This window comes from Labrys sp. 22185 (assembly GCF_052045555.1).
In the GTDB taxonomy this organism is placed as follows: Bacteria; Pseudomonadota; Alphaproteobacteria; order Rhizobiales; family Labraceae; genus Labrys; species Labrys neptuniae.
Window position 1 is genome coordinate 33,189 of sequence record NZ_JBQEPH010000018.1, and the last position, 25,988, is coordinate 59,176.

General features: G+C 65.3%; 28 protein-coding genes. 14 read left to right on the forward strand and 14 right to left on the reverse strand.

Annotated elements, in window-relative coordinates; all coding sequences use genetic code 11:
- Positions 1–15 precede the first annotated feature (15 nt).
- Positions 16–816 carry a FadR/GntR family transcriptional regulator gene (locus ACTJKX_RS26600; RefSeq protein ID WP_311939901.1) on the forward strand — a complete coding sequence of 267 codons (801 nt, stop codon included), beginning with the start codon at positions 16–18 and terminating at the stop codon, positions 814–816.
- A 43-nt stretch (positions 817–859) separates the two neighbouring features.
- Positions 860–1,177, forward strand: a complete 318-nt coding sequence (gene rhaM / locus ACTJKX_RS26605; RefSeq protein ID WP_440727061.1) for an L-rhamnose mutarotase — start codon at positions 860–862, stop codon at positions 1,175–1,177.
- A gap of 33 nt (positions 1,178–1,210) precedes the next feature.
- On the opposite strand, the gene ACTJKX_RS26610 is transcribed toward rhaM, so the two are convergent.
- Together ACTJKX_RS26610 and ACTJKX_RS26615 are read right to left on the reverse strand one after the other, a co-directional pair.
- Positions 1,211–2,500, reverse strand: coding sequence for a hypothetical protein (locus ACTJKX_RS26610; protein ID WP_440727062.1), 1,290 nt, complete (start codon positions 2,498–2,500; stop codon positions 1,211–1,213).
- Between the two features lie 6 nt (positions 2,501–2,506).
- Entirely contained in the window at positions 2,507–3,241 is a 735-nt protein-coding gene (locus ACTJKX_RS26615; protein WP_440727063.1) for a M48 family metallopeptidase, read from the reverse strand.
- 382 nt (positions 3,242–3,623) lie between these two features.
- On the opposite strand from ACTJKX_RS26615, the gene epmA reads away from it, so the two are divergent.
- On the forward strand, positions 3,624–4,667 hold the full coding sequence (gene epmA, locus ACTJKX_RS26620) for an EF-P lysine aminoacylase EpmA (protein ID WP_440727064.1): 1,044 nt from the start codon (positions 3,624–3,626) through the stop codon (positions 4,665–4,667).
- A gap of 319 nt (positions 4,668–4,986) precedes the next feature.
- On the opposite strand, the gene typA is transcribed toward epmA, so the two are convergent.
- From typA to ACTJKX_RS26635, 3 genes are all read right to left on the reverse strand, one after another.
- Positions 4,987–6,813, reverse strand: a complete 1,827-nt coding sequence (typA, locus tag ACTJKX_RS26625; protein WP_367623656.1) for a translational GTPase TypA — start codon at positions 6,811–6,813, stop codon at positions 4,987–4,989.
- A gap of 264 nt (positions 6,814–7,077) precedes the next feature.
- Positions 7,078–7,488 carry a GFA family protein gene (locus ACTJKX_RS26630; protein WP_440727065.1) on the reverse strand — a complete coding sequence of 137 codons (411 nt, stop codon included), beginning with the start codon at positions 7,486–7,488 and terminating at the stop codon, positions 7,078–7,080.
- A 183-nt stretch (positions 7,489–7,671) separates the two neighbouring features.
- Positions 7,672–8,583 carry a class I SAM-dependent methyltransferase gene (locus ACTJKX_RS26635; RefSeq protein WP_440727066.1) on the reverse strand — a complete coding sequence of 304 codons (912 nt, stop codon included), beginning with the start codon at positions 8,581–8,583 and terminating at the stop codon, positions 7,672–7,674.
- 136 nt (positions 8,584–8,719) lie between these two features.
- On the opposite strand from ACTJKX_RS26635, the gene ACTJKX_RS26640 reads away from it, so the two are divergent.
- From ACTJKX_RS26640 to ACTJKX_RS26660, 5 genes are all read left to right on the forward strand, one after another.
- Positions 8,720–9,502 (forward strand): helix-turn-helix transcriptional regulator, encoded by a 783-nt coding sequence (locus ACTJKX_RS26640; RefSeq protein ID WP_311939886.1) that lies wholly within the window; start codon positions 8,720–8,722, stop codon positions 9,500–9,502.
- A gap of 216 nt (positions 9,503–9,718) precedes the next feature.
- Entirely contained in the window at positions 9,719–10,675 is a 957-nt protein-coding gene (gene sppA / locus ACTJKX_RS26645; protein ID WP_311939884.1) for a signal peptide peptidase SppA, read from the forward strand.
- A gap of 166 nt (positions 10,676–10,841) precedes the next feature.
- Positions 10,842–11,129 (forward strand): integration host factor subunit beta, encoded by a 288-nt coding sequence (gene ihfB / locus ACTJKX_RS26650; RefSeq protein WP_311939883.1) that lies wholly within the window; start codon positions 10,842–10,844, stop codon positions 11,127–11,129.
- Positions 11,130–11,260: 131 nt separating this feature from the next.
- The gene (locus ACTJKX_RS26655; RefSeq protein WP_311939881.1) at positions 11,261–11,629 is read left to right on the forward strand and encodes a LapA family protein; all 369 of its coding nucleotides are present in this window, start codon (positions 11,261–11,263) and stop codon (positions 11,627–11,629) included.
- Positions 11,630–11,774: 145 nt separating this feature from the next.
- A complete protein-coding gene (locus ACTJKX_RS26660) occupies positions 11,775–12,731 on the forward strand; it encodes an ornithine cyclodeaminase family protein (RefSeq protein WP_440727067.1) in 957 nt (318 codons plus the stop codon).
- A 12-nt stretch (positions 12,732–12,743) separates the two neighbouring features.
- On the opposite strand, the gene ACTJKX_RS26665 is transcribed toward ACTJKX_RS26660, so the two are convergent.
- Positions 12,744–13,217, reverse strand: a complete 474-nt coding sequence (locus ACTJKX_RS26665) for a MarR family winged helix-turn-helix transcriptional regulator (RefSeq protein WP_311939877.1) — start codon at positions 13,215–13,217, stop codon at positions 12,744–12,746.
- 263 nt (positions 13,218–13,480) lie between these two features.
- Between ACTJKX_RS26665 and ACTJKX_RS26670 the strand changes: the two genes are divergently transcribed.
- Positions 13,481–13,909 carry an organic hydroperoxide resistance protein gene (locus ACTJKX_RS26670; protein WP_068282400.1) on the forward strand — a complete coding sequence of 143 codons (429 nt, stop codon included), beginning with the start codon at positions 13,481–13,483 and terminating at the stop codon, positions 13,907–13,909.
- 193 nt (positions 13,910–14,102) lie between these two features.
- Positions 14,103–14,804 (forward strand): hypothetical protein, encoded by a 702-nt coding sequence (locus tag ACTJKX_RS26675; protein WP_311939873.1) that lies wholly within the window; start codon positions 14,103–14,105, stop codon positions 14,802–14,804.
- A gap of 6 nt (positions 14,805–14,810) precedes the next feature.
- Here ACTJKX_RS26675 and ACTJKX_RS26680 read toward each other — a convergent pair whose 3' ends face one another.
- Complete coding sequence (locus ACTJKX_RS26680) at positions 14,811–15,635, reverse strand: alpha/beta fold hydrolase (protein ID WP_394313452.1); 825 nt, start codon at positions 15,633–15,635, stop codon at positions 14,811–14,813.
- Positions 15,636–15,927: 292 nt separating this feature from the next.
- On the opposite strand from ACTJKX_RS26680, the gene ACTJKX_RS26685 reads away from it, so the two are divergent.
- Complete coding sequence (locus ACTJKX_RS26685) at positions 15,928–16,236, forward strand: putative quinol monooxygenase (protein WP_311939870.1); 309 nt, start codon at positions 15,928–15,930, stop codon at positions 16,234–16,236.
- 7 nt (positions 16,237–16,243) lie between these two features.
- Here ACTJKX_RS26685 and ACTJKX_RS26690 read toward each other — a convergent pair whose 3' ends face one another.
- A complete protein-coding gene (locus ACTJKX_RS26690; protein ID WP_415084956.1) occupies positions 16,244–16,612 on the reverse strand; it encodes a GFA family protein in 369 nt (122 codons plus the stop codon).
- A 93-nt stretch (positions 16,613–16,705) separates the two neighbouring features.
- Between ACTJKX_RS26690 and ACTJKX_RS26695 the strand changes: the two genes are divergently transcribed.
- Positions 16,706–17,113: a hypothetical protein gene (locus ACTJKX_RS26695; RefSeq protein ID WP_311939866.1), complete on the forward strand. Its 408-nt coding sequence runs from the start codon at positions 16,706–16,708 to the stop codon at positions 17,111–17,113.
- A gap of 4 nt (positions 17,114–17,117) precedes the next feature.
- Positions 17,118–17,888 (forward strand): AcvB/VirJ family lysyl-phosphatidylglycerol hydrolase, encoded by a 771-nt coding sequence (locus tag ACTJKX_RS26700; protein WP_394313449.1) that lies wholly within the window; start codon positions 17,118–17,120, stop codon positions 17,886–17,888.
- Here the strand turns inward: ACTJKX_RS26700 and hemW are convergent.
- The 6 genes from hemW to nadE all read right to left on the reverse strand — a co-directional run bounded on the left by hemW (position 17,833) and on the right by nadE (position 23,045).
- Positions 17,833–18,993 (reverse strand): radical SAM family heme chaperone HemW, encoded by a 1,161-nt coding sequence (hemW, locus tag ACTJKX_RS26705; RefSeq protein WP_440727068.1) that lies wholly within the window; start codon positions 18,991–18,993, stop codon positions 17,833–17,835. The genes ACTJKX_RS26700 and hemW overlap by 56 nt on opposite strands.
- Before the next feature lie 132 nt (positions 18,994–19,125).
- On the reverse strand, positions 19,126–20,286 hold the full coding sequence (locus tag ACTJKX_RS26710; protein WP_440727069.1) for an enolase C-terminal domain-like protein: 1,161 nt from the start codon (positions 20,284–20,286) through the stop codon (positions 19,126–19,128).
- Between the two features lie 41 nt (positions 20,287–20,327).
- Entirely contained in the window at positions 20,328–20,753 is a 426-nt protein-coding gene (locus ACTJKX_RS26715) for a DUF1284 domain-containing protein (RefSeq protein ID WP_311939858.1), read from the reverse strand.
- Positions 20,750–21,340: a biotin transporter BioY gene (locus tag ACTJKX_RS26720; protein ID WP_311939856.1), complete on the reverse strand. Its 591-nt coding sequence runs from the start codon at positions 21,338–21,340 to the stop codon at positions 20,750–20,752. Before ACTJKX_RS26720 ends, ACTJKX_RS26715 begins: the two co-directional genes overlap by 4 nt.
- 149 nt (positions 21,341–21,489) lie before the next feature.
- Positions 21,490–22,158, reverse strand: coding sequence for a GntR family transcriptional regulator (locus ACTJKX_RS26725; protein ID WP_311939854.1), 669 nt, complete (start codon positions 22,156–22,158; stop codon positions 21,490–21,492).
- A 77-nt stretch (positions 22,159–22,235) separates the two neighbouring features.
- The gene (gene nadE, locus ACTJKX_RS26730) at positions 22,236–23,045 is read right to left on the reverse strand and encodes an ammonia-dependent NAD(+) synthetase (RefSeq protein WP_311939852.1); all 810 of its coding nucleotides are present in this window, start codon (positions 23,043–23,045) and stop codon (positions 22,236–22,238) included.
- Positions 23,046–23,207: 162 nt separating this feature from the next.
- Between nadE and mutS the strand changes: the two genes are divergently transcribed.
- Complete coding sequence (gene mutS, locus ACTJKX_RS26735) at positions 23,208–25,937, forward strand: DNA mismatch repair protein MutS (RefSeq protein ID WP_440727070.1); 2,730 nt, start codon at positions 23,208–23,210, stop codon at positions 25,935–25,937.
- Positions 25,938–25,988: the final 51 nt, after the last annotated feature.

Below are 25,988 nucleotides of genomic sequence, written 5' to 3' on the forward strand. Positions count from 1 at the left end.
CAGTAAGGCACTGCTGTGAGCAAGCTGATCAAAGACCCCGATTTCAGCGATCTGGCCGCCCTGGATGCCGGCGAGGCCTTGTCCGAGCCGTTCGGCGGCGGCGCGCTGGAGCGGCGCCCGATCGCCGAGCAGGTCGCCAACCGTATCATGGGCATGATCAAGTCGGGCAATCTTCGCTCCGGCGACCGCCTGCCGACCGAGCAGCAGATGGGCATCGCCTTCGGCATTTCGCGCCCGCCCTTGCGCGAAGCGCTCAAGGCGCTGACCCTGATGGGCGTGCTCGAAAGCCGCCAGGGCGGCCGCTACAGCGTCACCGACCTGTCGCCGAGCCGCCTGGTGGCGCCATTCTCCACCATGCTGTCCTTCGCCGACTACGACGTGCGCGAGCATTTCGAGGCGCGGGTGGTGGTCGAGCTCGAACTGGTGCGGCTCTGCGCCGAACGGGCGGACGAGGCGACGCGGGCGCGCATCCTCGAGTTGGCCGTCGACGGCCGCGCCTTCCATGAGGATCCGGTCGCTTTCCGCCTGCTCGACATCGAGTTCCACCGCGCCCTCTATGGCGGCGGCGGCAGCCGCCTGCTCGCTGCGATGGCCGAGGGGCTCTACGATGTCGGGCTCGACGTGCGCCGCGTCGCCAGCGCCCTGCCCGGCGTCATCGAGATCAGCGTCGCCCAGCATGTCCAAATCGCCGAGGCCGTGATGGCCCGCGACGGCGCTGCGGCCACGGCCGCCTATCGCCGGCATCTCGAACATGTACGCGATACGTCCGGCCAGGCACAGGACGTCATCGGCGCCGAGGCGGCTGCCAAGCGCTGATCAGGCTTCCGAGTTCGCACCAAACGCTTCGAGGACATCTCTCATGCCGGACCGCATCGCCTTTCGCATGAATCTCCATCCCGGCCAGGCTGCCGAATATGAAAGGCGCCATGACGAGATCTTTCCCGAACTGGTGGCGCTGCTCAAGGAGGTCGGCATCTCCGACTACACGATCTGGCTCGACCCGGAGGACCACCACCTCTTCGCCATCCTCACCCGTAGCGACGACCACAAGCTCGACCGCCTGCCCGACGAAGCGGTGATGAAGCGCTGGTGGGCCTTCATGGGCGACATCATGGCGACCAATCCGGACAGTTCCCCGGTACAGGTGCCGCTGAAGCGGGTGTTCTATCTCGCGTGACGGGCTCTTGCCCGCCCGTAGCGATGGGTTGCTTCAGGTGCACTGCCAGAAATGCGCACTGATGCGGCAATCGGGACACCAGAAAGCGTAGCTGCAGCCGCCGCTGCCCCAAAGCCACTCGCTCTCGTCAGACTGAGGCAGGCCTGAGTCGAATTGCGCAATGAAGGGCATTGGCTTTTCGCAATCTGGGCAGTCCGGATAGGAGGGCGTCTGCACCCAACTTGGCGCACCGCCGACGCGCGACAGGTTTTGACGATTGTTCGATGCACCCCAATCTTGTCGTTCCCAGCGCCGCGGCGCAGCAAAGAGGTGAGCCTCTGCCTCCAGCAAAGGTTCCGCCGGAAATCTAGAGGTCTGAGCTTCCTTCCGCTGTTGCGAAGGATGCGGACTGGGCCGGCCATCGCGGTCATGTCGGAAGAAAAGAATATCCTCCTCCCAGGTCTCGCAGGACAGGCAAGTCGCGAGCTCCAAATCCGTCTCGCAGGCGATGCCCAAGTTTCGAGGTTCGGCAATCCGGAGCAACCGATGCAAGGGCTGGTGGCAGAGGCCGCAGGGATGAGCGGCAACACCGCCCATGACAACGGCAGAGCCGTTTGTCGCTGCTGGCTGCCAACTGGCTTGATTGTCCCGGATCTCACGTATCCACTCAGGCTGCTGGGCCTGCATCAGTCGCCATTGTCGCGAATCGAAGCGGATGTGATGCGGGGCTTCGTTATGCAGGCTGCGTAGCACACCATCATCCAGGGCGTAGCCGGCTACCAGCAACAGGTCCTGTACGTCGTCGTCCGGATCGGTGCTCAACAGGCTCAACGCCTTCCGCGCCGACGGCTCGTGCCGCGACATCAGGATCGCGATTGCTCTGTCGCGATCCCTCTCGGCCAGAGACACAAGGCCTTCGAAGTGCCGGCACCAATCCAGGGCAGTCTCCTCGTCGAGCTCACGGCAGGCTTGGAGGAAGGGCTGATGAAACTTTACTTGGCCTTCGGCCGATAGTTGGAGAACCAGTTCCCAATCATCGTGGAACAGGCTTGGAAGCTGCAGGGCGGCTCCTTCCAGGATCTCGATCAGGGCTCTCGACCTTTCGCCCTGCCGAACCCGCTGCCAAGCGTGGCCGACGAGCTGGGAATAGGTGTCGTCATCCATCAAGTCGAGTGCCGCATCGATGAAGGTGTTCGTCGGCAGGGCGCGATCCAGGAATAGAGTGACCAGTTCACCCAATATCGTGGGCTGTTCCCGGCGCAATTCCAGCATTTGGCTCATCGGGTCATTGCCCTTCCAGCCAAGACGTTCGAAGCGATCGAGGATGTCGAGGGCAGTCGTCATTTCCGCTCACCCGTAGCGATGCAGCCCCGCCCCATGTGACTTCAGCCAGGCCCGGGCTTCCTCGGTACGGGGGCAGAGCTGGTGGCACAGGCGCCAGAAGCGGGGCGAGTGGTTCATTTCCTTCAGATGCGAGACCTCGTGCGCCGCGAGATAGTCGAGCACGAAGGGCGGCGCCAGGATCAGGCGCCAGGAGAAGGCGAGCGCCCCCGTCGAGGAGCAGGAACCCCAGCGGCTGGTGGTGTCCTTGACGCTGATCGGGCCGTGCTTGACGCCGAGCGCCGCGGTATGGCGCACGACGATGGCCTGCAATTCGCGCAGGGCCTGCTTCTTCAGCCAGTCGGTCAGGCGGCGCGGCAGATGCTGGACATCGCCATGCACGACGAGGACAGGCGGGGAGCCAGCCTCGATTTTCACCGTGCCGCGCCCCTCGCGATGCTCGATGCGGTGCGGCACATCGCGGAAGGGCACCATGGCGCCACCGGCGAAGCTGACATCCTGGGCGAGCTTGGCAAGCTTGAGGGCGATCCAGCCGGCATGCTTGTCGGCGAAGGCCTTGGCGGTGGTCAGGCTGCCGCGCGCCGGCATGGAGAGCACGATGTCGCGCTGGGCCGTGCGCACCCTGAGCGTATAACGGCGCGCCGAAACCAGCCGCCGGACGGCGACCGGATAGGTCGTCGCCCCGATCCTGACGGTGATCTGCTCGGGTTGGGGCGTCGGATTGCGTCGAAACAGCGATATCATGCTCGAATCAGGTTTGAGCCGACATCATAACCCGGATTGCGGTTTTGCCGCGGCTGGCGTAGGGGCGAGGCTTGGCAAAGTAAGGCGCCACTTGCCTTCTCCACGAAGTGGGGAAGGTGGCCCGGCAAAGCCGGGTCGGATGGGGTGTGGCGGGCAACGCTATATGTTTTCAAGGCCTGCACAACGGTCGTGCAATCTTGTCACCGTCGGTGCATTGCTCTCCACACCCCATCCGTCATTTCTTCGAAATGACACCGTCCCCACTTCGTGGAGAAGGCAAGTCGTGCCTTTTCTATTGAGCCTCGGGTCAGTTCGCAGGCGAAGATCTGCGGTTCCACTCTCCCCAAAGGGGAGTGGTGCTCGTATTCACGGAGAATCTGCCATGCCTTCCGTCCCCACCCCCTGGTGGCAGCCATCGGCCCATCAGGATCGCCGGCCTTTCCTGATCGGGCGCAACCGGCTGATGACGGCGCTGCGCGGCTTCTTCACGGCTGAAGATTTCACCGAGGTCGACACGTCAATCCTGCAGGTCTCGCCCGGCAATGAGGCGCATCTGCATGCCTTCGCCACCGACCTGATCGATGCCGATCTTTCGGTACGCCGGTTCTATCTGCACACCTCGCCGGAATTCGCCTGCAAGAAGCTGCTGGCGGCGGGAGAAGAGCGCCTGTTCACCTTCGCCAAGGTCTTCCGCAATCGCGAACGCACGGGCACCCATTCGCCCGAATTCACCATGCTGGAATGGTATCGCAGCGGCGAGCCCTATCAAAAACTGATGGATGATTGTGCCCGCCTGCTGGCGCTGGCCGCCGAAACCGGTGGCCTCAAGCGCTTCCGCTATCGCGGCGTGGAGACGGACCCCTTCGCCGAACCCGAGAGGCTCGGCGTCGCCGAGGCCTTCGAGCGCTTTGCCGGCATCGATCTCCTGGCGACGCTCGATCGGGACGGCGGCAGCGATCGCGACGCCTTGGCCGACGCCGCTGTTCGGGCGGGCTTGCGGGTTGCTGCCGACGATACCTGGTCCGACATCTACTCCGGCGTGCTGGTGCAGAAGATCGAACCCCATCTCGGCCAGGGACGAGCCACCATCCTCCACGATTATCCGAGCGTGGAAGCGGCGCTCGCCCGCCGTACCGCCGATGATCCGCGCGTATCAGAGCGCTTCGAGCTCTATGCCTGCGGCGTGGAACTCGCCAATGCCTTCGGCGAGCTGACCGACCCCGACGAGCAGCGCCGCCGCTTCCAGGCGGAGATGGACGAGAAGGAGCGCGTCTATGGCGAACGCTATCCGATCGACGAGGATTTCCTGGCGGCTCTCGCCATCATGCCGCAGGCCAGCGGCATCGCGCTGGGCTTCGACCGGCTCGCCATGCTGGCGACGGGCGCATCCCGCATCGACCAGGTGATCTGGACGCCGGTTGCGTGAGATTGTGAATAGCGGGGATAATCAGCGAAGCTGGCCACAATCTCGACAAAAGGAGCTGTGAGCTTCGTCCCATGCCGTTGACGCGGCACGAACTTGATCCGCGAGAGACCTCATTGCACCCGCCGGCCGCCAGGCCGGCGGTTTTTTTGGAGCGCGGACATCTCAGCGACATGCTTGCATGTCGCGATGTTCGCCTCTTTCTCTCCTGCAGATACAGCGTTTCCAAGAGCGGACAAGATGTCCGCGCTCCAAAACCCATCTTCGCAAACAAAAAGGGCCGGTGCTGAGACCGGCCCTTTCAGAATTCGTTCGTCGGCTCTTACGCAGCCGCATCCTTGGCACGATCGGCCTTCTTGCGCTCGTTGGGATCGAGGATGGCCTTGCGCAGGCGGATCGACTTCGGCGTGACTTCCAGGAGCTCGTCGTCCTGGATCCAGGCGATCGACTTTTCCAGCGTCATGCGGATCGGCGGCGTCAGGCGCACGGCCTCGTCCTTGCCGGCGGCGCGGACGTTGGAGAGCTTCTTGCCCTTGAGCACGTTCACTTCCAGGTCGTTCTCGCGGGTATGCTCGCCCACGATCATGCCCTGATAGACCTTCCAGCCGGGCTCGATCATCATCGGGCCGCGATCTTCCAGGTTCCACAGCGCATAGGCCACGGCCTCGCCGGCATCGGTGGAGATCAGGACGCCGTTGCGGCGGCCGGCCACCTCGCCCTTGAAGGGGGCGTAGGCATGGAACAGGCGGTTGAGCACAGCGGTGCCCTTGGTGTCGGTGAGCAGCTCGTTCTGGTAGCCGATCAGGCCGCGGGTCGGGGCGTGGAAGACCAGGCGCTGGCGGTTACCGCCGGAGGGGCGCATCTCGATCATCTCGGCCTTGCGCTCCGACATCTTCTGCACCACGGCGCCGGAGAACTCCTCGTCGACGTCGATCACCACTTCCTCGATCGGCTCCAGGGTCTCGCCGGTGGTCTCGTCCTTCTGGAAGACGACGCGCGGACGGGAGACGCCGAGCTCGAAGCCCTCGCGGCGCATCACCTCGATCAGAATGGCGAGCTGGAGTTCGCCGCGGCCGGAGACGATGAACGAGTCCTTGTCGGCCGATTCCTCGATCTTCAGCGCGACATTGCCCTCGGCTTCCTTGAGCAGGCGGTCGCGGATGACGCGGCTGGTGACCTTGTCGCCCTCGGTGCCGGCGAGCGGGGAATCGTTGACGGTGAAGGTCATCGACACGGTCGGCGGGTCGATCGGCTGGGCCTGCAACGGCTCGGTGACTTCGAGCGCGCAGAAGGTATCGGCCACGGTGCCCTGGGTCAGGCCGGCAATGGCGACGATGTCGCCCGCCTCGGCTTCCTCGACCGGCTGGCGCTCGATGCCGCGGAAGGCGAGCACCTTGGAGACGCGCCCCTGCTCGATCACCTTGCCATCACGCGACATCGCCTTGATCGCCATGTTCGGCTTCAGCGTGCCCGAGGAGATGCGGCCGGTGAGCACACGGCCGAGATAGGGATTGGCTTCCAGAATGGTGGCGAGCATGCGGAAGGGGCCGGGCTCGACGGTGGGCTGGGCGACATGCTTGAGCACCAGGTCGAACAGCGGAGCCATGCCGGCGCTCTGGTCGGCGTCCGGCGAATTGCCCATCCAGCCCTGCTTGCCCGAACCGTAGAGGATGGGGAAGTCGAGCTGTTCGTCAGTGGCGTCGAGGGCGGCGAACAGGTCGAACACCTCGTTGATCACCTCGGTGGTGCGGGCGTCGGGCTTGTCGACCTTGTTGATGGCGACGATCGGCTTGAGGCCGATCTTGAGGGCCTTTGCCACCACGAACTTGGTCTGGGGCATCGGTCCTTCGGCGGCGTCGACCAGCACGATGGCGCCATCGACCATATTGAGGATGCGCTCGACCTCGCCGCCGAAATCGGCGTGGCCGGGGGTGTCGACGATGTTGATGCGGGTATCCTTCCACACCACCGAGGTGGCCTTGGCCAGGATGGTGATGCCGCGTTCCTTTTCGAGATCGTTCGAATCCATCACGCGCTCGGCCACGCGCTGGTTGTCGCGGAAGGCGCCGGACTGCCGCAGCAGCTGGTCGACCAGCGTGGTCTTGCCATGGTCGACGTGGGCGATGATGGCGATATTGCGAAGTTGCATAGGTTAAACCGGGTTCCTGGGCTGTGGCCAAGTGCGTCTAGACGGAACGCTCTTCTGCCCCAACTCGTTGTTTCCAAGCCAATCCGATGGTTTGGCTAAAGCGACTGCACGATTCCCGACGTTCCACCAAATCGCAAAACGCTTGAGCCGATGGCATCGGGCCGCGTCAAAAAGAGGATCGTCTGTCGGATTTTGCGCCGCAATATCACAGGAGAGGGGGGCGCGGCAATGGCGCAGCCGGCAAGTAACGGCGCAATCGTGCCTCTAGCCGTCCTTTTCCGGCTCGTATTCCAGGAATGTCGGCAGGTCGTCCGCCGTGGCGAACCAGGAAACCTGGCTACGTGTCCAGATATGCTTGCGCGGCGCCGCCAGCGAGGGATCGTCGAGCGCGCCGGCATTGATGCTGATCTCGGTCGGATTTTCGCGGAGCCGGAAGCCGAGCGAGGCACCGCAATCGCCGCAAAAATGCCGTTCCCCGAAGCTGGAGGAATGATAGACGCGCGGATCGCCTTTCACATAGGCGAAGGCCCCGGCGGCAAACAGCGCCCAGGGCTGAGCGGGCGCGCCGGAAATACGCTGGCAGATGCGGCAATGGCACCAGCCGGCATCGAAGGGCGCCTCCCGCGCCTCATAGCGGATCGCCCCGCATTCGCAGCCGCCGGTCAGCAAGGCCATGGCATCCCTCCCCCGGGCCGACGATGCGCACGGCCGTCCCGCGCAGTTTACAGCTTCCTGCGATGACGGGGGAGGTGGGTTTTTAGGAACGATGTTCCGATGAAGACCTGCGGTATCGGCCCCTCATCGATGGGAACCGATACCGCAGGGGGCGGGCGAGCACTGGCTGACAGGGCGGAAAGCCTAGCGCTGCGCCACGAAGACCGCATTGTCGAGGACGAAGGAACCGTCGGCCTCAATGGCAAAGTGCTGGCGCACTTCCTCCGACATCGCCGCCTGCAGGGCACGGATGGCCTCGACGAAGACCGGCGGGGTACGCATGCGGGCGATCCAGGAGGAAAACTCCAGGGGCTGGTGCCCGGGCGTGGTCGCCCGCACCGTGAAGCCGGCGGTGGCGAGCATGGCCTGCCATTCCCGGATCGAGTAGTCGCGCACATGGGAAGGATCGCGCAGCATCTCGAACGCTTGCAGGAAGGTATCGCAGACGGTGCGTACCGGCGCGACGGCATCGGCCATCACCAGCCTGCCGCCCGGCTTCAACACGCGGAAGGCTTCGCGCAAGGCAGCCGGCACGTCACCCCAGTGATGGGCCGAATAGCGGCTCAGCACCATGTCGAAGCTGGCGTCGGCGAAGGGCAGCTGCTCGACCGTACCCTGGTGGGTGGCGATGTTGGCAAAGCCGCGCTTGGCGGCTTCCTCGGCGACCGCCGCCAGCATTTCCGAGGAGAGGTCGTAGGCGATGACCTCGGTGGCGACCGGGGCGGCCGCGAAGCTGACATGGCCGCCGCCGCAGCCCAGATCCAGCACGCGTTCGGGACGGGTGGCAGCAATCTCGTCGGCCACCAGCCTGAGATCTTCCCCCCTGGCATGGACGGGACTGGCGACATAGGCGGCGGCCTGCGAGCCGAATTGGCTGCTGACCAGATTTTCCAGGGTGGCCGATCGGGCCATGACTCTCTCCTCCTTGGGGTTCTTCCGTCGATAAACGAATCGAATTGGCTCGACCTTTGTCATTGCCGGGCTTGACCCGGCAATCCGGTTCCTGCTCCGGATGTCGAGGGCGGGCCTCTGGATGCCCGGGTCAAGCCCGGGCATGACAAGGTGGTGTTTCAGTGATTTCCGGGCAATGCTCTATCGACTGGAACATCGTGGACCGGAACACACTGGAACGTCTCTAGGTTCTGATTTACACTGGTACCAGATCCTTTTTTATCCTGGTATGAAAGTTGCCATGACAACGGAGTCGGATCAGGCACGCCGCCAGCAGCTCGGCGAATTCCTGCGGTCCCAGCGCGCCCGGCTCACCCCCGATCTCTTCGGCCTGCAGGGCGGGGCGCGACGGCGCACGCCGGGCCTGCGGCGCGAGGAAGTCGCCCAGCTCGCCGGGCTTTCGACCACATGGTACACCTGGTTGGAGCAGGGACGGGATATTTCGCTCTCGGCCCACGCCTTGGGCCGGCTCGCCAATGTCCTGAATTTCTCACCCGCCGAGCGGGCCTATCTCTTCGATCTCGCCGGCAAGCGCGATCCGCAGGCCAGCGCCGAGGCTGAGCCGGCGGCCTCGCCGGCGCTGCTCGCCGCCCTCGAGACGATTGCCGGCCCCGCTTATCTGCTCGATCATCTGTGGAACGCACTCGGCTGGAACGCACGCGCGGCCGAACTCTTCACCGGTTGGCTCGATGGCGACCATGACCGCAATCTCCTCGCCTACATCTTCCTCAGTCCTGCGGCCCGGAACCTGATCGAGGATTGGGAAGGACGGGCCCGGCGGGTGATCGCCGAGTTCCGCATCGACTATGGCCATCATATCGAGGAGGAGGCGATGCAGGCCCTGGTCGGCAGCCTGGCGGCGCGAAGCCCCTTTTTTGCGCAAGCCTGGCCGATCCACAGCGTGATCGGTCGTGAAGGCGGGCTTCGGCGATTCAATCATCCCGTGCTCGGCGCGCTCGAATTCCAGCAGATCACCCTCAATCCGACGACGCGTCCCGACCTCAAATTCGTGATGCTGGTGTAGCTGGTTTGGGGGCGGGTCTTTGGACCCGCCCGACCTTCCAACGGGCGTCGTGATCCCAGCACTGCAGTTGCCATCTTCACTCCAAATCCCTTTCCCTTTGGACAAACGCAACTGTCGTGCCAGGCGGGTCCGAAGTCCCGCTTCCCAATTGCTCGCCTTGCCGCGGCCTCGTCGCTCGGCTAGGTTTCGGGCCGATTTCCCCAAGGGTATACCTCCATGTCCCTAGAGACCGATCTCCTGGTCGACAGGCGTGTCCTGCGCCGCAAGCTCTCCGTCTGGCGCGTGCTGGCGTTCCTGTTCCTGGCCATTGCATTGGTGGTGGCCTATCTCGCCATTGCAGGCACAAGTGCCCTGCAGCATCGCAGCCCGCATATCGCCCGCATCAAACTCGACGGCTTCGTCGGCGACCAGACCGCCAACCTCAAGCTGTTCGATCAGATCGCCCAGTCGCAGGCCCAGGCCGTGATCGTGCGCATCAATTCGCCCGGCGGCACGACCTCCGGCGGCGAGGCACTCTATGACGGCCTGCGCAAGCTCTCGGCCAGCAAGCCGACCGTGGCCTTCATCGATGGGCTGGGGGCGTCCGCCGCCTATATGGCTGCCGTCGGCACCGACCATATCGTGGCCCGGCGTTCCTCCCTGGTCGGCTCGATCGGCGTGCTGGTGCAATACCCCAATGTCTCCAAGCTGCTCGACAGCATCGGCGTCAGCGTCGAAGCGGTGAAGTCGTCCCCGCTCAAGGCGGCGCCGGACGGATTCACCCCGACCAGCCCCGAGGCACGGGCCGCCCTCGCCTCGGTGGTCAACGACACCTATGGCTGGTTCAAGAACCTGGTGAAGGACCGTCGCAACTTCGATGATGCCGGCCTTGCCGCTGTCTCCGACGGGCGCGTCTTCACCGGCAAGCAGGCGCTCGATCTCAAGCTCGTCGACGAGATGGGTGACGAGGCCACGGCGATTGCCTGGCTCGGTAAGGACAAGCCGGGCATGAAGGCGCTGCCGGTCGAGGATTGGGACAAGCCTTCCACCACTTCCTCCTTCCCCTTTGCGCGCACGGGCCTGGCCTGGCTTGCCGACAGTGTCGGCCTCGCCAGCCTGGGCGATGCCATCCGCTCCGCGCCTGAAACGCCTCCGGCTGCGCTTGACGGGCTTGTTTCGGTTTGGCACCCTTGAGCCACTCGTGTCTCACGGTCTGTCCGGACCAGCGTAGGGTGTCTAGCCAGGACGAAGGGCGGGGGAGCTTTTGGGTTCGATCCGCATCATGCTGTAAGGGAAGCTTGGACGCGATTCGCGTCGAGCGAACATAACTTCACAAGACCGGCGACTGACGGGAACGAAAATGATCAAATCCGAACTGGTTCTGAAGATTGCGGAAGCCAATCCGCACCTCTATCAGCGCGACATCGAGAACATCGTCAATGCCATCCTCGACGAGATCGTCAATGCGATGGCCAAGGGCGATCGCGTCGAGCTGCGTGGCTTCGGAGCCTTTTCGGTCAAGTCGCGTCCCGCTCGTATCGGTCGTAATCCTCGCACCGGCGCGCATGTGCCGGTGGACGAGAAATTCGTGCCGTTCTTCAAGACCGGCAAGGACATGCGGCTGCGGCTGAACAAGTCGACGGCCTGACCGAGAGCAAAGCGCGCCTTGGCGAGAATGCTCGTTTGCTCTAACTCTCTGTTTGGATGCGTCTTCGTGATTCCTGGCGATGCCGGGAAATCGCAGGAGGCTTTTGCGATCATGCCGGAGCGGGGCAGGCCATGAAGCGCCTATTCTACTATTTCATCCTGGTCCTGGCCTTGATCGTGATGGCGGCGTTTGCCATCGCAAACAAGCAGTGGATCGCCGAAGGCGTCGCGCTCTCCTACGACCCCAGCGCACCGGGGGCTGAAGCCAGCACGCTGCATCTGCCGATGTTCCTGATTCTGTTCGGGGTCCTGGTCATCGGCATGCTGATCGGCGGTATCACGGTCTGGCTGAAGCAGAGCCGTTTTCGCCGTGCCGCACGGGTTGCCCAGGTCGAGGCGGAACGCCATCGCAACGAGCTCGACCGGCTGCGCAGCCAGGCGACTCCCGCGGCCGAATCGCGTGACAGCCACGCCGTCCTGCCCTCGAGCGTGCCGTTCTGACGCGCCTGCCGCGAGAGCAGACCTTCCCGTCCGCTCTTCGGCCCCCCTTCATCGGATCCTGCCTGCTTCCCGCAGCCGGATCGGTTATAATGGCTGCTGCCGGCCACACGGCCGGACCTTTCTCGTTGCCTTGGGCGAAACAGCCATGCGCGTCATCACGGCCGATGAGATCGATGGCCTTCTCAGTTTTCCCGACCTGATCGAGGCATTGCGCGCGGCCTTTGCCGCCGACTTCGTCACGCCGCCGCGCCAGCATTTCGAAATCAGACATGGCGCCGATGCGGCCACCGCCCTGATCATGCCATCCTGGAGCGGCAACGCACCGGGGCCGGGCGCTTATTTGGGCACGAAACTGGTGAATGTGTTCCCGGCCAATGGCGCCCGCGGCCTGTCGGCCGTGCTGGGCACCTATGTGCTGATGTCGGGAGAGACTGGAGCGCCGCTGGCCGCGATCGACGGCACCCGGCTGACCCATTGGCGCACGGCTGCCGCCTCCGGGCTCGCTGCCTCCTATCTCGCCCGCCCGGATGCGAGCCGCCTCGCCATGGTCGGGGCAGGGGCGCTGGCACCTTTCCTCATCCGGGCCCATGCCAGCCAGAGGCCGATCGACGATGTAGCGATCTGGAACCACCGGGCGGAGCGTGCGGAAAAGCTGGCGGAGGACCTGGCGCAGCAGGGGATCGCGGCCCGCTACGAGCCGGATCTCGAACGGGCGGTGCGCACGGCCGACCTGGTTTCCTGCGCTACGTTGTCGAATCTGCCCTTGGTCAAGGGCGCCTGGCTGCGGCCGGGCATGCATCTGGATCTGGTCGGCGCCTTCAATCTGCAGATGCGTGAAGCCGATGACGAGGCCGTGCGCACCAGCGACCTGTTCATCGACACGCCGAGTGCCCTGACCGAAGGCGGCGACATCGCGCTCGCCCTCAGGACCGGTATCATCGGCCGGGACGATATCCAGGCCACTCTCGCCGATCTCGCCCGTGGCAACCATCGCGGCCGGGCATCGGGCGAATCATTGACGCTGTTCAAGTCGATCGGCAGTGCGCTGGAGGACCTCGCCGCGGCGATCCTGGTGTGGCGCAAGACTGGCGGTGAAGGCTGAGCAGATGCCGCCTCAGGCGGCGTCGCTTTCCTGTTTCTGGTGCAGGTCGAGGGCCTCGCGCAGCCATTCTAGCCAGTCCTTGAGGGCACCGGCCTGGCCGGCTTCGAGGCCGGTGGTCGCGGTGATCTGGGCCGGTACGGCCCGGGCCTTCTCGCGCAGGGCCTTGCCCTCAGCAGTCAGGGAGATGCGGACCTGGCGCTCATCATGGCTGTCGCGCCGGCGCTTGAGCAGCCCCGCTGCCTCCAGCCGCTTGAGCAAGGGGGTCAGGGTGTTGGTTTCCAGGAAGAGCCGGGCGCCGATCTCGCCGACCTTGAGGCCGTCGCGCTCCCACAGGCAGAGCATGACCAGATATTGCGGATAGGTCAGGCCGAGCGGGTCGAGCAGGGGCTTGTAGGAGCGGCCAAAGGCATTGTTGGCGGCGTAGAGCGCAAAGCAAAGCTGGTTCTGCAGGAGCAGTGGCGTAAACTCGTTGGAAGACGGTTCCATCGGTGCCTCCTCTGGCGCAATGCATGTGACGCAACGTCTGGATGTCAGCAAATGCGTGACGCACCTTCATTCGTCGCGAAGCCGGCTGCAGGACATGGCCGGCGGTTGTCAGATGCGAATCATATCGCACGCGACAGGGAGGCAGAATCATTTTCGCAAGCTTTCCCGATAAAAATCGTCTCGGTTACCAAAATATATATCGCGTACGATATAAATGTGTGCGATATATATCGCCGTGTTCAACCCTCGAAGGGAGTTCTGTCATGAAGGTTCTCTACACCACCGCTGCCCGTTCCGATCACAATGGCCGTGACGGCGGTCGTTCCGGTACCGTGGATGGCCATTTCTCGGTCAAGCTCGATCTGCCCAAGGAGCTGGGCGGCGCCGGCGGCCCCGGCACCAACCCCGAGCAATTGTTTGCCACCGGCTATGCCGCCTGCTTCATGGGCGCACTGCGCTTCGTGGCCGGCAAGGAAAAGGTCGCCCTTCCCGAGGACGCCAGCGTCACCGCCACGGTCGGCATCGGCCCGCGTGACGATGGCGCCGGTTTCGGCCTCGATGTGGCTCTTGCCGTCGCCCTGCCGGGCATCGAGCATGCCCGCGCCGAGGATCTCGTCGCCAAGGCCCACATCGTCTGCCCCTATTCGGAAGCGACCCGCAAGAATCTCGACGTCCGCCTCAGCGTGGTCTGAGACCGGCTCTTTCCTCGTCTTTGGCGGAAAACATAGTTCCGCCCGAGGCCCCCGGGATGGTCCGGCGCGGTACGATCGTATCATCCCCCAATCGGGCACGCGGATCCTGTGGGCGACGCGTGCCTGCTCTCCGGCGGCCATGGCTGGCGTGCCGATTCGGCGCTAAGCAGGGAACTCTCCTCGGAGTCCCCCAATGTCGCTGCCTCGCCCCTGGCGTGAGATCCTGCCGCAGCTCCTGTCGACCGCTCTGATTCCGCTCACCGTGGCCGGAATCGGCTGGTACTACACGCGCTGGCAGCAAAATCTCGCCGATCTGCGCACCATGATCGACCTGATGACCGATGCCGCGCCGGAGAAGCGCAAATATGGCGTCGCCATGTTCGAATATCTCCTCAAGAACGACAAGGTGCCGGTGGAATTCATCACCGCCCAGCTCGACTACGCCAATTCCTCTTCCGACCGCGATCTGCTGCCTTTGCTGGAGAGCGCAGTGCAGAAGGCGTCTCTGGTCAACAATTCGGTGAAGTCGGCCTATGAGGAGGCCACCGCCCGCCTGCCGAGCCGGGTCTTCGTGCATGCCCTCAATGATAGCCAGCGCCCCTGCGCCGGCATCCTGCTCGACGAGATGAAGGACGGCGACAAATCGGCCATCACCTTCCCGTCGGTGGTGCTGGCCAAATGGTCGGGCGAGACGCATGAGCTGCGCTATTTCAAGGCGTCCGATCGCAAGCGCGCGGAGGCCTTGGCCGAACTGTTTGCCACCGTCGGCCTGCAGCTCACCGCCAAGGACCTGTCGACGAGCTGGAGCGGGGCCCGCGATTCGCGCCCCAACACCTTCGAGATCTGGTTCGGCAATCCGGCGCTTCCGCCGAATTGCCTGCAGCCGCAGAAATAGGCGAGGTCAGGCTGCCAGAGGCCTGAACCGCGCGGCGATGCTGGCGATGTCCCGGGCGAGGCGGGCGGCGTGGGTCACCATCACACCATGGGCGATGCCTTCATAGACCAGCAGATCCGCGCCCGGAATCAGGGCAGCATAGCGCCTGCCGGTGAGGTCCAGCGGCGCCGAGGCGTCGCGGTCGCCATGGATCAGGGTGACGGGCACCCTGAGGGCGGCGGCTTCTTCGCGCAAATCCGTCTCCACGATCTCGCGCTGGAGATCGAGCAGGACGCGCCGGGAACAGGCGAACACGCCGGCGATCAGGCGGTCCAGCGTGCGTTGGCCGGCCCCGGGCGCGAAGGGCTCGATATTGGCGTCGAGCCAGGCCGGCAGATTGTCGGCAAGTTCCGCCATCAGGGCCTCGATGGCTTCCCTGGGAATGCCCTGTTCGTTGCCTGGCCCGGCGGGCAGGCATGGGCCTTGCGCTCCGACCATGACGATGCGCCCGATTCGTTCGGCACCATGGCGGCCGATATAGCGCAGCACTTCGCCGGCCGCACAGGAATGGGCAACCACGGTGAGGTCGGAGAGACCGAGCTGGGTGATCACCGCGGCAAGGTCGTCGGCCAGCCCATCGAAATCGACGCTGCCGGGATCGCTCGAACGGCCATGGCCACGGCGGTCATAGGCGATGGTACGCAGGCCCTGGGCGTTGAGCCCGGTCATGGTGTCGGCCCACACACTGGAATCCATCCCCCAGCCGGCGAGCAGCAGTACGGGAGCGCCCCGGCCCCAGTCGCGAACGAAAAGGCGATGGCCGTCGGCAATCTCGACGAAAGGTGCGGTCATGGCGGTTCCTCCGGGTTGAGTGGCCCCGATCCTGCCCGCTCGCGCGGCGCTCGGCGATTACCCGGCAGGTAATCGCCTTCCCCGACCTTCCCGCTATTGTCTGTGGCGTCAAGACAGCGGGTTAGGGAGAAAGTGCGATTGCGGGAAGTCGCACTTTCTCTGGAGCAAAGCGTGTTCAAGCGTGAACGCTTATTTACTCTAACTCCTTGTTCCAACACGTTTTTGCGATTCCTGGTGATTCCACCAAATCGTAAATGCTTTAGCAGCGGGAATGCCGCAGGAGGACAGTCGAATGAGCGTGACCTATCTGATCACCGGTATCGTCAAGCCCGAGCAGCGCGAGCGCTTTCTCGTCATGCTCGATGAATTGCTGGACACCATGCGTCACGAAGAGAATTTCGTGAACGCCACGCTTCATAGCGATCCCGAAGACCCCTGCCGCTTCCTGCTCCATGAAACCTGGGTCGATCACCAGGACGTGCTCGACGTCCAACTCAACCGCCCCTATCGGCAGGCTTGGCACGAGGCGCTGCCGGAACTCCTGGCGCAGCCGCGCGAAGTCTCGATCTGGCAGCCGTTGCGCGTCGATCGGAAGGACTGAGCGTCCGCTACCACAAGTTCCGGCCGTCGATCACGGTGACGGGCACGGCCTCCAGCTCGAAATCGTCGAAGAGCCTGGCATTGATGCTGATCTTGGGGTTGTCGAAATCGGGCTCGCCGGTCGACCAGTCCGGCGTCTGCGTATAGGTGCCGCAGCCGCAGGTCGCGCAGAAATGATGCTGGATGGTTTTGGAGCCCCAGCGATAGGTGGCCACCTGCTCAGGCGGCGAGGTCAAGCGGAACTGTTCGGGCTTGTAGTAAGCCCAGAGCGAGCCGCGCTTGGAGCAGAAGCTGCAGGTGCAACGCGTCACCTCCTGCGGCGCCTCGCTCAATTCGAATGTGGTGCCGCCGCAATGACAGCTGCCTTTGAGAGCCATGGCTTGTTCCTTTCCGATCTTCGCGCTAGCTCTTGATAAAGCCTGCCTGCTGACATCTTCCTGTCAGCAATGATCCGTTAGAACGAGAGCTTGATGAGCGCCGCCCGCAAGATCCATACCTTGACCTTTCACCTCCTCGGCATCGCCGGCGAGGATGCCATGGATGATATCATCGATGAGATCGAGGAGTTCGCCGATGGCGTGGACTGGCCGATCGAGGCGCCGGATGCCTTCAAGCACAAGGTCAGCGAAACCGCCCCGGATATGGGCTGCGCGGTGGAACTGCCGGTACGCGCCAGCCTCGCCGGAGACACTATCGCGGGCGAGAAAGCCGACTTTGCCGGCGCCATGGCGCTTATCGAGCATTTGCGCCAGCTTTCGGCCCGCCATCGCTTCGACGTCGAGATCGCTTTCGACAAGGATATCGTCGGCACCATCGACAAGGGAGCCTATAGCGAGGCTCTACGCCAGGGCTTGGTCGAACCCTGGCAGGCCGGGTAGCCGCTTGCCCTGGCGGTCCGGCTGGCGTGTTCTCGCCATGGGGCTCGCATCCGGGCTGCTGTTCGGCTCGGTGCAAATCGCAGCCGCCCGGCTCTCCGTGACCGTTGACCGCCTCGCGGACCTGCCGCTCGAAATCTCTCCGGCACCCGCCGGGCAGGGCGGGCTGGTGCTGTTTCTCTCGGGCGATACCGGCTGGGGTGGGCTGGAGCGGAGCCTGGCCCGCCGCCTCGCCCGGGCGGGAATCGGCGTCGTCGGGCTCGATGCGCGTCGCTATTTCTTCACTGGGCGCTCGCCTGCCGAGCTCGCCCGGGACATCGAGCGTATCCTCGCCGTCTATCGCCGACGCTGGCATGCCGGCCGCATCGCTCTGGCCGGCTATTCCTTCGGCGCCGATGCCCTGCCTTTCGCCTGGCCCCTGCTTTCGCCGAGGACACGGCAGGAAACCAGACTGATTGCCCTCGTCGGATTGCTGCCGGAAGCTAATTTCCGCATTTCCCTCTTGGAAATGCTCGACTTGCCGGCTGCCGACGACGTGCCGGTCGCTCCGATGCTCCGCCAGCTACCCGTTCGCAAGGTGGTCTGTCTCTATGGCCGGGAGGAGCATAGCGCCTGTACCTTGCCCGAGCTTGCCGGAGCCGAGCGCATTGCGCGGCCCGGCGGGCACGATCGCGATGGCGATGCCGGTGCCGTGGTGCAGGCGATCCTACGCCGGTTGACCGTCAGACCGCCAGTTCCGCCACCACCGCATCGAGCAGCGGAAAGCCCGCGCGGGTGACGCGAACCCGGTCATCCCGGCGCTCGACCATGCCGTTTTGCTGCAGCCCGGCCAATGTAGCCTCCGCCATGGGCCGGCCGCGCAACCGGGCGAGACGAGCGAGATCGATGCCCTCGGCCAGGCGCAGGCCCATCAGCAGCATCTCGTCGCCCTGCTGGTCCGGCGTCAACGCCTGATCATCGACGAGACCATGGCCGTTCGTGCGGACTCCCGCGAGCCATTTCTCGGGGCTGCGTTCGGTCGACAGTGCCCGGCGGACGCCAGTGGCATCGATCAGGCGGCCATGGGCGCCGGGGCCGATGCCGGCATATTCGCCATAGCGCCAATAGACCAGATTGTGCCGGCATTCGGCGCCAGGGCGGGCATGATTGGAGATTTCATAGGCTGGCAGGCCGCGCCGTTCGCAGGTCTCGCGGGTGATGTCGAACAGGACACGGGCATCCTCGTCCGGCATCGGGATGAGCTTGCCGGCGGCGACCAGGCGCTCATACATGGTGTCGGGCTCGATGGTGAGCTGATAGAGCGATAAATGCTCGGCCGCCCGGTCGATGGCCTGGTCGAGCTCGGCCTGCCAATCCCTCGGCTGCTGGTCCGGGCGGGCATAGATCAGGTCGAAGGAATAGCGTTCGAAGGATTTGGCCGCGATCTCGACGGCCGCCATGGCCTCGGCCACCGAATGCATGCGGCCCAGGCGCTTGAGATCGGCATCGTTCATCGCCTGCACGCCGAGCGAGACGCGGTTGACCCCGGCGGCGCGATAGCCGGCGAAGCGGGCGGCGTCGACACTGGTTGGATTGGCTTCCAGCGAGATCTCGGCATCGGGGGCGATGGTCCAGGCGCCGCCGATGGCGTCGAGAATGGCGCCGACCGTCTTCGGCTCCATCAGCGAGGGCGTGCCGCCGCCGAAGAAGATCGACTGGACCTGCCGCCCCGGCGCGATGGCGGCCATGTGGGCGATTTCCTTGAGGTAGGCCTCGACATAGCCGGCCTGATCGACGCCGCCGGTGCGGACATGGCTGTTGAAGTCGCAATAGGGGCATTTGGCCAGGCAGAACGGCCAATGCACGTAAACGCCGAAACCGGGCTCGGAGGAGTTGGGGATCATGCCGGCTCAAGTGGCAGTTGCTTGGGGCTACGTCAATCCCGGAGCGCGACTTGAAGCGCGGACTTCCAGTCCGCTCTTGGAACCGCCGCACCTCAAGAAAGAGGCGGACAAGATGTCCGCGCTCCAGGCGAGTTACCCCGCAAGCTCCCCGAACAACTGCTTCAGCGCCGTATTCGCCTCGAAGCCGATTCCCTCGGCCTGTGGCAGCGAGGCGTAGCCTTCCGCGATCACACTGTCATCCGCGAGGCCGCTGAAGGGTTGGAAGGCAAAGGGGGTAATCTCGGCGCCGCCGAGGCCGAGGGCTGCGGCCAGGTGCAGGCCGAACAGGTGCCCGCCATGCGGCCAGAAGGCCTGCCTCGTCCAGCCCCTCGCGGTCATCGTCTCGATGATCTGGAGATAGCCGGGCAGGCCGTAGCAATGCACGGGGTCGAACAGCAGCACGTCGCGATCCGGGCGCAGGCCGCTATGGCGGGCAAGGAGCCGAGCTTCCGCCGCCGAAAACAGGGCCTCGCCTGCCCCGATCGGCGGCGCATAGGCCGATGCCAAAACGGATTGGACCTCGAAGTCGAGCGGGTCGCAGATATCTTCGAACCACCACAGGCCCAGAGGGGCGAGCCTTACGGCCGCTTCCAGGCCGGATGTCCGATCATAGGCGTTCATGGCGTCGACGGCGAGGCGGCCGGACGCTCCCAGTGCGGTGGCGGCCACCTCGATGCGCCGAAGATCCTGGCTGAGGCCGGCGCTGCCGATCTTGATCTTGGCATTGACGAAGCCAAGATCGGCGAGGCGGCCCATCTCCTCGGCCAGCAAGGCAAGGTCGTCGCGGGGATGGCGATAGCCGCCGCTCGCATAGACTCGGACCCTGTCGGTCTGGGCAGCCTTGCTGCCGAGCCGATCGGCAAGATAGGCGTGGAGCGGCAGATCGGCCTGCTTGGCGGCAATATCCCACAGCGCCATGTCGAGGGCGCCGACCGCGACGCAGCGCTCGCCATGTCCGCCGGGTTTTTCGCCCGCCATCATCGCCTGCCAGGCCTTGAAGGGATCCAGACCCCCACCCTTTCCCGATAAGGCATCCGCCGGCGCCTGCTTGAGGCGCGGGGCGAAACGTTCGCGGATCAGTCCGCTCTGGGCATAGCGGCCGACCGAGGCATAGCCATAGCCGATGAGGGGCCGGCCGGCGCGGGAGGTATCGGTGACGATGGCGACGATGCTGGTGGTCAATCCGCCCGGCTGCACCGGCCCGGCATAGCGGGAGATCGAGATACTGCGTTCGCGGATGTCGAGAATACGCATGGTTGGTCCCGCAGGGGGGGGGCGGTTCGTCCGCGGTTGTATCAGTCCCGCTTCACACGGGACTCCTGGTAGCGGTCGCGGGCCACTTCGCTGCATAGGCCCGACCATTCGCAGCCTACACAGGCCGAGCGGGTGAGATTGGCGGCAAAGGCGCCGCGGAAACGTGCCAGCAGAGTTGGGGTCAGGGCGATGCGAGTGCCGGTGCGGACGGGTAGGCGCATCAGGGCACTGACGTCGCGGATGGCGAGTTCGTCGCGCTGGTCGATCCGAGGCTCATGGCAATGCGAATCGACTTCTTGCAGCAGCGGGGCGCAGATATCATCAGGCCCCGCCACGATCACGATGTCTTCACCCTGGCTCAGTCGCGCTGCGATCGCGTCGTAATTGGCGACGAAGCCGGGGCTGTATCCTTTGCCGACATAGGTCAGCATGCAGAGGAGATGGTGGGCGCGAAGCCGCACCGTCACCGGGCGGCGCCGGCCTTGCCGCGAACCAGGGCCATCAGGGTGACGGCGCCGATGACCGACTTCAGCAGGCCGCCGAGCAGGAAGGGCGCAACACCGAGCAGGAAGGCCTTTTCCAGGCCGATCTGAGCGCCAAGCCAGGCACCGCCGATGGCCAGGCAGAGGGCATTGCCCAGGGTCATGTTGACGAAGGCGAGAACCGGGCGGTTGCCGTTCCAGCCACGCTCGGCCAGCAAGCCGCAAAGGGCAGCGACGAGCGGGAAGGAGATCAGATAGCCGGCCGTCGGACCGACGAACAACAGGGTGCCGATGCTGCCCGTCGCAGTGACCGGAAGACCCATCCAGGCTTCAGCCAGCCAGGCCAACACGGTAATGGCACCGAGCCGCCAGCCATAAAGCGCCCCGATCAAGGTCACGGCCAGGGTCTGCATGGTCATCGGCACGGGGAACATCGGCACCTGGATATGCGATGCCAGGGCCAGTACGGCCGTGCCTGCGACGACCGCCGCCGCCTGCCAGCCAAGCGAGCGCCGCGAGATGTCGAGGGGGCTGAAAGCCGGGGTCAGGGAGGAGGTGGCGCTGTGCGACATGGAGAGGCTCCGGGAAATTATAGATAATCTTGAATCCGATAATCTATAGAGGTCACAAAACGGCAAGTTTGGCAATATCCGGGTGCGCGGGCATCTTGCACGCTCTTCTCATCNTCCAAGAGCGGGCAAGATGCCCGCGCACCCGGAACTCAGCCGATGATGGCGAAGGCTTCCCGCGTGGTGCCGGAGGCCGACCGGACCGGTTTCAGGCCGACCCGCTGCACATGGCGGGCGAGGGTGACGGCAGCGTCGTCCAGCTTGCCTGACCGCAGCGCCGCCAGGATGGCACGGTGGTCCTGGTCGGTCGGGCTTTCCCATTCCGAGCGCCAGGCTGCGAACAGGAAGCGGGCGCTGGCGGCATGCAGGTCGTCGATCGCCGCGAGCAGGCGCGGCATGCGGCAGGGGGCCAGGATCAGGCGATGGAAGCGGCGATTGGCCTCTTCCCAACTGCGCACGTCGCGCGAGCGGTCGCCCGCCTTGGTGGCTTCCTCGGCTTCGTCCAGGATGGTGGCGGTGAGGTGCGGCGCGGCCTGGCGCAGGGCCAGCACCTCCAGGGCCGCCCGCATCTGGGCGACCTCCTTGACCTCTTCCAGGTCGAAGGCGGCGACACGCACGCCGCGCCTGGGTTCGCTCACCGCCAGGCCCTGTGCCTCCAGGCGCCTGAAAGCCTCGCGCACCGGCACATGGCTGGTGGCAAACTCCTCCGCGACATGGTCCTGGCGCAATCGGGCGCCGGGCTCGATCGCCCCGGAGATGATGCGATCCGCCAGCACCTTGGCGATGCGGATGGCGATGGTATCGTCCTTGGGCCCGCTCATGATTTTATAGATAATTTCTGCGATGCCGATTTGTCGAGAGGGGCTTGCGGGGGTCGCGCGTCCCGCCTGCGCTCCGGCTACCCCGCCGCCACGGGCAGAGCGCGCTTGTGGGCGCTGGCTCGATAGGTCGACAGGATGCGCTGGTGCGAGGCCTCGGCGATGGCCTTGCCCTCCAGGAAATCGTCGATCTCGTCATAGGTCACGCCATAGGCGTCCTCGTCGGGCTTCAATGGCACATTGGTTTCGAGATCGGCGGTGGGCACCTTGAACACCAGTTCGCGCGGGGCGCCGAGATGGGCGGCGAGGGCCCGCACCCGCCTCTTGTTGAGGCCGGCCAGCGGCAGGATGTCGGCCGCACCGTCGCCGAACTTGGTGTAGAAGCCCATCACTGCCTCGGCAGCGTGGTCCGTGCCGATGACGATGCCGCGCACGGCCCCGGCGAGGCCGAACTGGGCGATCATGCGTTGGCGCGCCTTGATGTTACCGTGGTGGAAATCGGAGCGCGGGCCCTCGATCAAATCGCCGGCTTCGCGCATGAGTTCGGCCATCATCGCGTCGGCGGCCGGCTTGATGTTTACGGTGACGACGCGGTCGGCCTTGATGGTCGCCAGGGATTGCTGCGCATCCTTTTCGTCCGCCTGCACGCCATAGGGCAGGCGCATCGCCAGAAACTGGGCCTGATACCCTTCGGTTCGCAACCGTTCGACGGCGGCCTGTGCCAGCAGGCCTGCGGTGAGCGAATCGACGCCGCCCGAGATACCGAGCACATAGGCCAGCCCTCCCGAGGCCTTGAGATAATCGGCCAGGAAGGCAACGCGCCGTTCGGCCTCTGCAGCGGGATCGAAGGCTTCGGGCACGATGATGTCGGGCGTGAGCGGTTGCGGCATGGTCGGCTTTCACGTGATTGAATCGGGTGACAACAGGCCATGTTCGTTTGGGAGCGTCAATATGGGCGCGGTGGTGGGGCGATCCGGAGATCGACCCACCTATCCACAAGCCTCCGGCCTCGGCCTCGTGCTCCCTTTGACCGCATCTGCTAGCGTGCGGCCATGACCTCCTCGCCCCGCAAACTCGACACCGCCGATGCGTCGGCGCCCGTCACGCCGATGATGGCGCAATATCTCGAGATCAAGGCCGGCCATCCTGGCGCCTTGCTGTTCTATCGCATGGGCGATTTCTACGAATTGTTCTTCGAGGATGCCGAGATCGCCTCCAAGACGCTCGGCATCGTCCTCACCAAGCGCGGCAAGCATCAGGGCGAGGACATCGCCATGTGCGGCGTGCCGGTGGTCCGGGCCGACGAATATCTGCAGCGCCTGATCGCTCATGGCCACCGTGTCGCGGTCTGCGAGCAGATGGAGGATCCGGCGGAGGCCAAGAAGCGCGGTTCCAAATCGGTGGTCAAGCGCGGCGTGGTCCGCCTGGTCACGCCCGGCACCATCACCGAGGAGACGCTGCTGGAGCCGACGCGCACCAATCTGCTGCTGGCTTTGGCGCGCTTGCGCATCTCCGACGACGAGGCTCGCTACGGTCTCGCCTTCGCCGACATCTCCACCGGCGAGTTCGGCCTGTCCGAATGCGACGAGGCGGGACTGCCGGCCGAACTCGCCCGGCTCGACCCGTCCGAAGTGGTCATGGCCGAGACAGTGCATGAGGATGCGGAGCTGGCCTCGCTCTGGCGCGAATGCCGTGCCGCCGTCACACCGGTCGGGCGCGACGTCTTCGATGGCAGCCAGGCCGAGCGCCGGCTTGCTGCCTTCTACGATGTCGGCACCATCGATGGCTTCGGCACCTTCTCGCGAGCCGAGCTGGTCGCCGCCTCCGGCCTCGTCACCTATATCCTGCGCACGCAGGTCGGCCAGAAGCCGGCGCTCGACCCACCACGCCGGGACGGCGCCAGCGCGCATATGGCGATCGATGCCGCGACACGCGCCAATCTGGAGCTGACGCGTACCCTGGGCGGCGAGCGCGCCGGCTCCCTGTTCGATGCGGTCGACCGCTCGGTGACGGCGGCCGGTGGCCGCCTGCTGGCGCAATGGCTGGCGAGCCCGCTGTTACAGCCCGAGGCCATCGCGCTGCGCCAGGATGCGGTGGCCTTCTTCGCCGAACAGGCCCTGCTGCGCGGCCAAGTCCGCGCCCGGCTGAAATCGGCGCCGGACATCGCCCGCTCCATGGCGCGCCTCGCCCTCGACCGGGCCGGGCCGCGTGATCTCGCCGCTCTCCGGGAAGGCTTGACCGGCATTGCCGCCATCGAAGCCCTGCTGCGGCAGCGCGAAGCTGAATTGCCGCCGGTGCTCGCCGGTATTCTCTCGGCCCTGGCAAGGCCGGACCAGGGCCAGGCGGCGCGCCTTGCCGCAGCCCTGCAGGACGATCTGCCGCTGCTCAAGCGCGATGGCGGCTTCGTGCGTGCCGGCTATGACCAGGCCCTCGACGAGACCAGGGCCCTGCGCGACGAGAGCCGGCGCGTCATCGCCGGCCTGCAGGCGCGCTATGCCGAGGAGAGCCAGGTCCGCCAGCTCAAGATCAAGCACAACAACATGATCGGCTATTTCGTCGAGGTGCCGCAGCAGGCCGGTGAAGCCTTCCTGCAGCCGGGCCTGCGCGAGACCTATGTGCATCGCCAGACCATGGCCGGCGCCATGCGCTTCTCCACCGCCGAGCTCTCGACGCTAGAATCGCGCATCGCCTCGGCGGCCGAGCGCTCGCTGGCGAGCGAGCTCCAGGTCTTCTCCGATCTCGCCGCGGCCTTGCTCGGTGACGGCGCCGCCATCCGGGCCGCCACCGAGGCCCTCGCCCTTCTCGACGTCATCGTGGCGCTCGCCGTGCTGGCCGACGAGGAAAACTATGTCCGTCCCGTTGTCGACACCTCGCTCGCCTTTGCCATCGAGGGTGGGCGCCATCCTGTGGTCGAGCGGGCGCTGAAGCGCGAGGGCAAGCCCTTCGTCGCCAATGATTGCGAATTGAGCGGCGAGGGCGAAGGCAGCAAGGCCGCCGGTAGGATCTGGCTGCTCACCGGCCCGAACATGGCGGGTAAATCGACCTTCCTGCGCCAAAACGCCCTGATCGCCGTCCTGGCGCAGATCGGTTCCTTCGTGCCGGCGAAATCGGCCCATATCGGCGCGGTGGACGCGCTGTTCTCGCGCGTCGGCGCCGCCGACGATCTGGCGCGCGGACGCTCCACCTTCATGGTCGAGATGGTGGAGACGGCGGCAATCCTCAACCAGGCCGGTCCCCGCGCGCTCGTCATCCTCGACGAGATCGGCCGCGGCACCGCCACTTTCGACGGCCTCTCCATCGCGTGGGCGGCAATCGAGAACCTTTCCGCCGTCAATCGCTGCCGGGCTCTGTTCGCCACGCATTATCACGAGCTCACCCAGCTCACCAAGAAGCTGCCGCGCCTCGCCAACGCCACCATGCGGGTGACCGAATGGCATGGCGACGTCGTCTTCCTGCATGAGGTGGTGCCGGGCGCCGCCGACCGTTCCTACGGCATCCAGGTCGCCAAGCTCGCCGGCATGCCGGCCGCCGTGGTCGAGCGGGCACGGGCCGTGCTGGCGCAGCTCGAGGCGACCGATCGCCAGGCTCCGGCTGCCCGCCTGGTCGACGACCTGCCCTTGTTCGCCGCAGCCCCCCGGGCGCTGGCACAGGCAACGGTCAAGCTGCCGGACGAGGTCGCCGAAGCCCTCGATGGGCTCGATCCCAACGACATGACGCCTCGCCAGGCGCTCGATGCCTTGTTTTCCTTGAAAGCCAAGCGCGATAGCGCCAAGAAGGGGTAATTCCTGGGACCGCCGGCTTCCAGCCGGCTTTTCTCATCCGGCGAGTGCTGC

Excerpts from the sequence above, each read along its gene's own strand:
- ACTJKX_RS26720 (WP_311939856.1), bottom strand. The coding sequence starts at position 21,340 with ATGTCGCACAGCGCCACCTCCTCCCTGACCCCGGCTTTCAGCCCCCTC.
- nadE (WP_311939852.1), bottom strand. The coding sequence starts at position 23,045 with ATGCCGCAACCGCTCACGCCCGACATCATCGTGCCCGAAGCCTTCGAT.
- ACTJKX_RS26615 (WP_440727063.1), bottom strand. The coding sequence starts at position 3,241 with ATGATATCGCTGTTTCGACGCAATCCGACGCCCCAACCCGAGCAGATC.
- typA (WP_367623656.1), bottom strand. The coding sequence starts at position 6,813 with ATGCAACTTCGCAATATCGCCATCATCGCCCACGTCGACCATGGCAAG.
- mutS (WP_440727070.1), top strand. The coding sequence starts at position 23,208 with ATGACCTCCTCGCCCCGCAAACTCGACACCGCCGATGCGTCGGCGCCC.
- hemW (WP_440727068.1), bottom strand. The coding sequence starts at position 18,993 with ATGATCCCCAACTCCTCCGAGCCCGGTTTCGGCGTTTACGTGCATTGG.
- ACTJKX_RS26640 (WP_311939886.1), top strand. The coding sequence starts at position 8,720 with ATGACAACGGAGTCGGATCAGGCACGCCGCCAGCAGCTCGGCGAATTC.
- epmA (WP_440727064.1), top strand. The coding sequence starts at position 3,624 with ATGCCTTCCGTCCCCACCCCCTGGTGGCAGCCATCGGCCCATCAGGAT.
- rhaM (WP_440727061.1), top strand. The coding sequence starts at position 860 with ATGCCGGACCGCATCGCCTTTCGCATGAATCTCCATCCCGGCCAGGCT.
- ACTJKX_RS26635 (WP_440727066.1), bottom strand. The coding sequence starts at position 8,583 with ATGCCCGGGCTTGACCCGGGCATCCAGAGGCCCGCCCTCGACATCCGG.
- ACTJKX_RS26670 (WP_068282400.1), top strand. The coding sequence starts at position 13,481 with ATGAAGGTTCTCTACACCACCGCTGCCCGTTCCGATCACAATGGCCGT.
- ACTJKX_RS26660 (WP_440727067.1), top strand. The coding sequence starts at position 11,775 with ATGCGCGTCATCACGGCCGATGAGATCGATGGCCTTCTCAGTTTTCCC.
- ACTJKX_RS26695 (WP_311939866.1), top strand. The coding sequence starts at position 16,706 with ATGAGCGCCGCCCGCAAGATCCATACCTTGACCTTTCACCTCCTCGGC.
- ACTJKX_RS26680 (WP_394313452.1), bottom strand. The coding sequence starts at position 15,635 with ATGACCGCACCTTTCGTCGAGATTGCCGACGGCCATCGCCTTTTCGTT.
- ihfB (WP_311939883.1), top strand. The coding sequence starts at position 10,842 with ATGATCAAATCCGAACTGGTTCTGAAGATTGCGGAAGCCAATCCGCAC.
- ACTJKX_RS26630 (WP_440727065.1), bottom strand. The coding sequence starts at position 7,488 with ATGGCCTTGCTGACCGGCGGCTGCGAATGCGGGGCGATCCGCTATGAG.
- sppA (WP_311939884.1), top strand. The coding sequence starts at position 9,719 with ATGTCCCTAGAGACCGATCTCCTGGTCGACAGGCGTGTCCTGCGCCGC.
- ACTJKX_RS26690 (WP_415084956.1), bottom strand. The coding sequence starts at position 16,612 with ATGGCTCTCAAAGGCAGCTGTCATTGCGGCGGCACCACATTCGAATTG.
- ACTJKX_RS26725 (WP_311939854.1), bottom strand. The coding sequence starts at position 22,158 with ATGAGCGGGCCCAAGGACGATACCATCGCCATCCGCATCGCCAAGGTG.
- ACTJKX_RS26665 (WP_311939877.1), bottom strand. The coding sequence starts at position 13,217 with ATGGAACCGTCTTCCAACGAGTTTACGCCACTGCTCCTGCAGAACCAG.
- ACTJKX_RS26710 (WP_440727069.1), bottom strand. The coding sequence starts at position 20,286 with ATGCGTATTCTCGACATCCGCGAACGCAGTATCTCGATCTCCCGCTAT.
- ACTJKX_RS26685 (WP_311939870.1), top strand. The coding sequence starts at position 15,928 with ATGAGCGTGACCTATCTGATCACCGGTATCGTCAAGCCCGAGCAGCGC.
- ACTJKX_RS26675 (WP_311939873.1), top strand. The coding sequence starts at position 14,103 with ATGTCGCTGCCTCGCCCCTGGCGTGAGATCCTGCCGCAGCTCCTGTCG.
- ACTJKX_RS26610 (WP_440727062.1), bottom strand. The coding sequence starts at position 2,500 with ATGACGACTGCCCTCGACATCCTCGATCGCTTCGAACGTCTTGGCTGG.
- ACTJKX_RS26655 (WP_311939881.1), top strand. The coding sequence starts at position 11,261 with ATGAAGCGCCTATTCTACTATTTCATCCTGGTCCTGGCCTTGATCGTG.